Source organism: Maritimibacter fusiformis, assembly GCF_008086115.1.
Taxonomy (GTDB): Bacteria; Pseudomonadota; Alphaproteobacteria; order Rhodobacterales; family Rhodobacteraceae; genus Muriiphilus; species Muriiphilus fusiformis.
In genome coordinates this window covers 1-5,949 of sequence record NZ_VSIY01000008.1, presented here as the reverse complement: position 1 = coordinate 5,949, position 5,949 = coordinate 1, and the positions used below count along the sequence as shown (strand labels likewise).

3 protein-coding genes and 4 pseudogenes are annotated in these 5,949 nt (G+C 61.8%); 3 read left to right on the top strand and 4 right to left on the bottom strand.

What is annotated here, in order from left to right:
* Positions 1 to 65: 65 nt before the first annotated feature.
* A pseudogene (locus tag FVF75_RS10600) lies at positions 66 to 503 on the top strand (IS110 family RNA-guided transposase); the annotation flags it as partial.
* Between the two features lie 131 nt (positions 504 to 634).
* On the opposite strand, the pseudogene FVF75_RS10595 reads toward FVF75_RS10600, so the two are convergent.
* Positions 635 to 1,057: pseudogene (locus tag FVF75_RS10595) on the bottom strand (ATP-binding protein); the annotation flags it as partial.
* A 65-nt stretch (positions 1,058 to 1,122) separates the two neighbouring features.
* Between FVF75_RS10595 and FVF75_RS17935 the strand changes: the two are divergent.
* Positions 1,123 to 1,437, top strand: a complete 315-nt coding sequence (locus FVF75_RS17935; protein ID WP_187393046.1) for a hypothetical protein — start codon at positions 1,123 to 1,125, stop codon at positions 1,435 to 1,437.
* Positions 1,438 to 1,518: 81 nt separating this feature from the next.
* The gene (locus FVF75_RS10590; protein WP_148377956.1) at positions 1,519 to 3,591 is read left to right on the top strand and encodes a recombinase family protein; all 2,073 of its coding nucleotides are present in this window, start codon (positions 1,519 to 1,521) and stop codon (positions 3,589 to 3,591) included.
* A 34-nt stretch (positions 3,592 to 3,625) separates the two neighbouring features.
* On the opposite strand, the pseudogene FVF75_RS10585 reads toward FVF75_RS10590, so the two are convergent.
* From FVF75_RS10585 to FVF75_RS17930, 3 genes and pseudogenes are all read right to left on the bottom strand, one after another.
* Positions 3,626 to 3,946, bottom strand: a pseudogene (locus FVF75_RS10585) (ATP-binding protein); the annotation flags it as partial.
* Positions 3,876 to 5,444 carry an IS21 family transposase gene (gene istA, locus FVF75_RS10580; RefSeq protein WP_148377954.1) on the bottom strand — a complete coding sequence of 523 codons (1,569 nt, stop codon included), beginning with the start codon at positions 5,442 to 5,444 and terminating at the stop codon, positions 3,876 to 3,878. The gene istA and the pseudogene FVF75_RS10585, both read right to left, overlap by 71 nt.
* A 117-nt stretch (positions 5,445 to 5,561) precedes the next feature.
* Positions 5,562 to 5,874 (bottom strand): annotated as a pseudogene (locus FVF75_RS17930) (IS5 family transposase); the annotation flags it as partial.
* Between the last annotated feature and the right edge of the window lie 75 nt (positions 5,875 to 5,949).

Sequence of the window (5,949 nt, the reverse complement as noted above, 5' to 3'; positions counted from 1 at the left end):
CCCCCACCCGACGGCATCGAGTGTGCCATAACGGTTTCGTAGGAACCAACGCGAGGGAGGCATCCATGTCAGAGATTAGCATTTTGGCGATTGATGTTGCCAAGGGCAGTTTTCAGGTTTGCGGCGTCATGGCGGACGGCGCTGTTGCATTCAATAGGTCGGTAACGCGCCCACGGCTGTATCAGCTCTTAGCGGAGCAAGCGCATTGTGTGGTGGCGATGGAGGCCTGTGCTACGTCGCATCATTGGGGCCGTGTTGCCCAGTCAAGTGGCCATGAGGTGCGGTTGATTCCGGCCGCCTACGTGAAGCCGTTCGTGAAACGCCAGAAGAATGACCGCGCCGACGCCGAGGCGATAGCCGAAGCGGCCAGCCGTCCCAGCATGCGGTTCGTTGCAGTGAAGAGCGCTGAGCAACAGGGGCGTGCCGTCGCCTTTCGGACGCACCAGTGCTTTGTGCGGCAGCGGACCCAGTTGATCAACGCGTTGCGCGGCCATTTGGCGGAGTTTGTCAATCAGCATCCAATCGTGACCCCCTTTCGGCGCCCAAGATTGACCCCTTGGAGCTGAGCTGGCCCGGTGCTGCGTAGTCTTCATGTAACGCAGCGGCGCCGGGGCAGCGGGGGTGCTGCTGGGCGTTACGTCCTGTTCTTGAATCTCCAGCTCTGGTTGCCGGTCTCGATGATCTCGCAGCGGTGAGTGAGCCGGTCGAGGAGCGCGGTGGTCATCTTGGCGTCGCCGAAGACGGTCGGCCAATCGCCGAACGCGAGGTTGGTGGTGACGATGATCGAGGTGCGCTCGTAGAGTTTGCTGATGAGATGGAACAGGAGCTGGCCGCCGGTCTGGGCGAAGGGGAGGTAGCCGAGCTCGTCCAGGATCAGGAAGTCGAGGCGGGAGATCAGCTCGGCGGTCCGACCCTGCCGTTCTGCGCGGGCCTCGGCATCCAGCTTGTTCACGAGATCTACGACGTTGAAGAACCGACCGCGCCGACCGTCTCGGATGCAAGCCCTGGCGATGCTGACGGCGAGATGGGTCTTGCCGGTTCCTGGCAAGCCAACGACAGACTGCCCGCTTTCCGGGATCTGAGGTTCGGATTTGTTATCCGTTTCATCCTCGGGCGGGACAGATGGTGCAGGTGGTCGCGCGATCGTGTCGTGGTGGGGTCGCGCATCTGACGATTGTTCAATGTGACGGAACACTGGCAAAGATCCCCGCCTGGATGACCGAGCAGGGATCGGGAGAGGCGGTTGTCGTTCGCGATCCTGCGCTTTCGGTTGCGGCACTCCTCGAGGCACGCGCAATACTGGATCGGTCCTTACGCTTGCCGGGCGGGGAATCATCCCCGGACAATGGAGGCGAGAATGACAGCAACCAATCCCCTTCAACTGCATCTGTTCGATGCCACCCCCGATCCCGCTGGACCGCCGACGGCGTCTGCTGACGCTCACGGGAGCGCTTCTGAACGAGGCTGCGCGCGACATGACGGACATGGAAGACCCGTCTGCGGCGAGGGAGACACACGATGAGTAAGGTTGGCTGTGATCATCTGACGCGCAAGGCCATCGTGTATGTCCGGCAATCGACCGCAGACCAGGTCGCGCATAACCTTGAAAGCAAACGGCGCCAGTACGCTCTTGTGGAGCGCGCCCGCCAGCTTGGCTGGACCGACGTAGATGTCATCGACGATGATCTTGGCCGTTCGGGCTCCGGAGTCGCACGGCCCGGTTTCGAGAAGCTTCTCGCCCGGATCTGCGAGGGTCGTGTTGGTGCGGTGGTATCGATCGAAGCCTCGCGGCTGGCGCGCAATGGTCGCGATTGGCATACGCTGCTGGAGTTTTGCGGCCTGGTTTCCACGCTCATTGTCGATGAAGATGGGGTCTACGATCCGCGTCATCCCAATGACCGCCTGCTGCTCGGTATGAAGGGGACCATGAGCGAGATGGAGCTATCGGTCCTTCGGCAACGGTCCCACGAGGCGCTCCGCCAGAAGGCACGCCGCGGTGAGCTGTTCATGACAGTTGCAATCGGCTATGTGCGCATCGGCCGGGATCGGGTCGACAAGGACCCTGACCGGCGGGTCCAGGACGCCATTGGACTGGTGTTTGCCAAATTCGACGAGATGCGGTCAGTCCGGCAGGTACATGTGTGGCTCCGGCAAGAACAGATCTCGCTCCCGGCGGTTGTCCACGGATCGGCTGGGCGCGATATCCGGTGGAAACTGCCCGTCTACAACACGGTCCTACACATCCTCAGCAACCCGATCTATGCCGGGGCCTATGTGTTTGGCCGCACCGGCTCGCGCACGGTGATCGAGGACGGACGCAAGCGTGTGATCCAGGGGTTACGCAAGCCACAGGAAGAGTGGGATGTTTTGATCCCCGATCATAATGATGGTTATATCAGCTGGAATATCTACGAGAGGAACCAGCAATTGATTGCGGACAACGCCACAGGAAAGTTCGGCCCAGGGCGCGGTGCCGTAAGGCGTGGCGAAGCTCTTCTGGCCGGGCTCCTGAGATGCGGCCATTGCGGGCGCAAACTTCACGTCGCCTATTCGGGCAAGGGCGGTAACACCGGCCGCTATCATTGCCGCGGCAGCCAGTTCAATCACGGTGGCGCGCGCTGCATCTCATTCGGTGGCATGCGGGTCGATCAGGCAATCAGCGCCGAGATCATCGCGCGGTTGCAACCGCTCGGCATCGAGGCGGCACTCGAGGCAGAGGTGGCCCAGGGCCAGGCACACGAGGAGAAGCGCCATCAGCTTGAACTGAGCCTGGAGCAGGCGCGCTACGAGGCCACCCGTGCCCGGCGTCAGTACGATGCGGTCGATCCCGACAATCGTCTGGTAGCAGGAGAACTGGAAGCGCGCTGGAATGCGCGGCTTGGCGCGGTCACCGCGCTTGAGGATCAGATCAAGGCGCATGATGCGGCGGCCCTGTCGCAAAAGACGAGCACCGCCGATCACGCCAGGCTGCTGAGCCTGGGGGCCGATCTTGAGCGCGCCTGGACAAGCCCAGGCGCTGCACCTGCCACCAAGAAACAGATCATTCGCACTCTGGTCGAGGAGATCATTGCGCGCGTTGACGGAGAGACCATCGAGTTTGTTGTCCGCTGGCAAGGTGGCGCACATTCCGGATTGGCTGTCCGCAAGAACCGCAGCGGCCAGCACCGCTGGAGTACCGACCGGGATATCGTCGATCTCGCGCGTGCGCTGGCTCGTCTCATGCCTGACAAGCTGATTGCCGCAACTCTCAACCGGGCAGGCAAGGTGACCGGCCGCGGCCACGGATGGACGCAATCGCGCGTGTGCAGTCTGCGCAATCACCATAAGATCGATGTCTATCGCGAGGGCGAACGCCAGGAGCGCGGTGAACTGACACTTGACGAGGCAGCCGAGGTATTGGCAATCAGTCCATCAAGCGTGCGCCGCCTGATCCAGGAAAGCCGGCTGCCGGCGCAACAATTCTGCAAAGGTGCCCCCTGGATCATCAGAATGGACGACCTTGGCAGGAACGATGTCATTGAAGCAGCGGACAAAAGGCGCGGTAGTCGCCCGCCGTCTGAAGATCCGCATCAAAAAGCACTTGCCTTATAGAGACATAGCGAGGTGGGCATTATGAAACAGGATCGGTGCCGCCAATCAGCACGAGGTTGCGCTGGTGATCGAGGAAGTCTCCGGTTGCCAGATCGCGGATCAGGGTCTCGTTGATGTCGGTGTCTTCGAAGTCGAACTCTTCCAGTTCCTTGGCCAGAGGAAGCTTGGCGATGGTCATCTGGTATTTGATCGACCGGGCTTGCTTCTCGGATATCTCAGCCGTCAGCAGGTCCCCGATGATCTGCTGGGGTTCGTGTTGGCGCTTGAGGGCTGTGCCGATGATCTCATCGTAGGACGCCCTCATCCCGTAGAGCTTCAGCTTTCCCATCGCGTCGAGCACTTCTGAGCGTTCCATCTGTCTGTCTCCTCAGGCTGTCGTATCGGTCGCAATTCGCAGCGGGTTCGCATGAGAGCCGCAGCGCGTCCGGGGTGGTGATGGTCAAGGCCGGCGGCGGTTCTCGGTGGCGCGCCAGGATATTGAGAACGACGCCGGCGGAATGGACGTTGTGCGACAGTGCCTCTGCACAGGCGGCATCGACGGCGTCCAGGCCGTCGGTGAGCACGGCGGCAAGGATATCGACCATCTGCCGGTCGCCACCGGGCTGACGCTCCAGCTTGCGCTGAACGCGGCGGATCGCAACCGGCAGGTCCCACGCCTTGAACGGCGCCCCGTTGCGCAGGGCTCCGGGTTTGCGTTTTAAAACAGGGATGTAGTGCAACGGGTCAAAGATGGTTTTGCCGCGTCCGAAGGCGCGTGTGTGGCTGCCGACGATCCGACCATCCTGCCAGCATTCCAACCGATCGGCGTAGGCCCGGATCTCGACCGGCCGCCCGACGGCGCAGGCATCGACCGAGTATCGGTTATTGTCGAACCTGACCAAACAGGTCTTGGACACGGAGGCGGCAACAGCGTGGAATCCGTCAAATGGGCCGACATAGGGCACGAGGCTCGGGCGCTCTTCTTCAAACACCTCCCAGATGGTTCTGTCGCGTAACTCCGGGTGCTTGTTGGCCTTCGCGTAGACCAGGCAGCGATCCTCAAGCCAAGCGTTCAGCTCGGCATAGGATTTGAACCTCGGGCGCGGCACGAAGAACCGCCGCCGGAGCACCCCCACCTGGTTCTCGACCTGGCCCTTCTCCCAGCCGGACGCAGGCGTGCAGGCGACGGGCTCGACCAGGAAGTGGCCGCACATCTGTTGGAACCTCCGATTATGGGCCCGATCCTTGCCGACGAAGATCGCATCAACCGCGGTCTTCATGTTGTCATAGATCCCACGGGCACAGGCGCCGCCGAAGAACGCAAACGCCTTGTCGTGGGCATCGAATACCATCTCCTGGGTCTCGCGCGGATAGGCCCGCACGAACAGCATCCGGCTGTAGCTCAGGCGAACATGGGCGACCTTCACCGTCACGGCCACGCCGTCGAGGATCACGATCTCATGGCTCCAGTCGAACTGGTAGGCCTGGCCCGGATCGAAGCACAGCGGCACATAGGCCGCCGCAGATGCCTCCCGCGTCGCCTTCGACCAATTGGCCGCGTAGCGCCGCACCGCATCGTGGCCGCCGCCATAGCCGCGATTGCGCAGCTCTTCGTAGATCCGCACCAGCGTCAGCCTCTCGCGCTTGGGGTGCCGGCTGTTCTCGGCCAGCATGTCGTCCAACTCGGACCGCCAAGGATCGATCCTGGGACGGGGCTGCGTCGTGCGGTCGTAGGTGAACTCGGTCGCGCCAGAGCGGATGACCTTGCGCACTGTGTTGCGTGACACCCGCAGTTCCCGGCAGATCTGCTTGATCGACTTGCCGTCGACGAAATGCGCACGCCTGATCTTCGCGATCGTCTCCACAACCAACATCCCCTGGCCGCTCCCTCTTGCTCTGGAGGAAGCTTTTGAACGGTATTGTCAGGGGGGTCACTTTTGGACGCCGATCACCCCTCAACGGGGGGCAATCTTGAATGCCGTTCCACAACCGGCGGCGTGTTGGTGGGCGCGCACGATGGAACTGTCGATCAAGTGTAAGGAATGCGAGAATTTTCTCCGCCAAAGCCTCGAAAATGCGCAGCCAGACCCCGGCCTTCGCCCACCTGTTGTATCGGTTGTAGACGGTGGTTCCGGGACCTTAGCGTTGCGGCAGGTCGCGCCAGGGGGCGCCGGTTCGCAGAATATAGAAGATGCCCGAGATCACTCGCCGGTCATCCACACGCGCCACGCCGCGCGGCTTGTTGGGGAGAAGCGGCGCGATCACCGCCCACGCCATATCGCTCAGATCATGCCTGCCCGTCATGCTCACCTCCGGTTTCCAAAAAGTGAATCACGACAACGATCCAAAGGGAATTCCTTTTGTGGGTTCAAGACCTAG

Excerpts from the sequence above, each read along its gene's own strand:
- FVF75_RS10590 (WP_148377956.1), top strand. The coding sequence starts at position 1,519 with ATGAGTAAGGTTGGCTGTGATCATCTGACGCGCAAGGCCATCGTGTAT.
- FVF75_RS17935 (WP_187393046.1), top strand. The coding sequence starts at position 1,123 with ATGGTGCAGGTGGTCGCGCGATCGTGTCGTGGTGGGGTCGCGCATCTG.
- istA (WP_148377954.1), bottom strand. The coding sequence starts at position 5,444 with ATGTTGGTTGTGGAGACGATCGCGAAGATCAGGCGTGCGCATTTCGTC.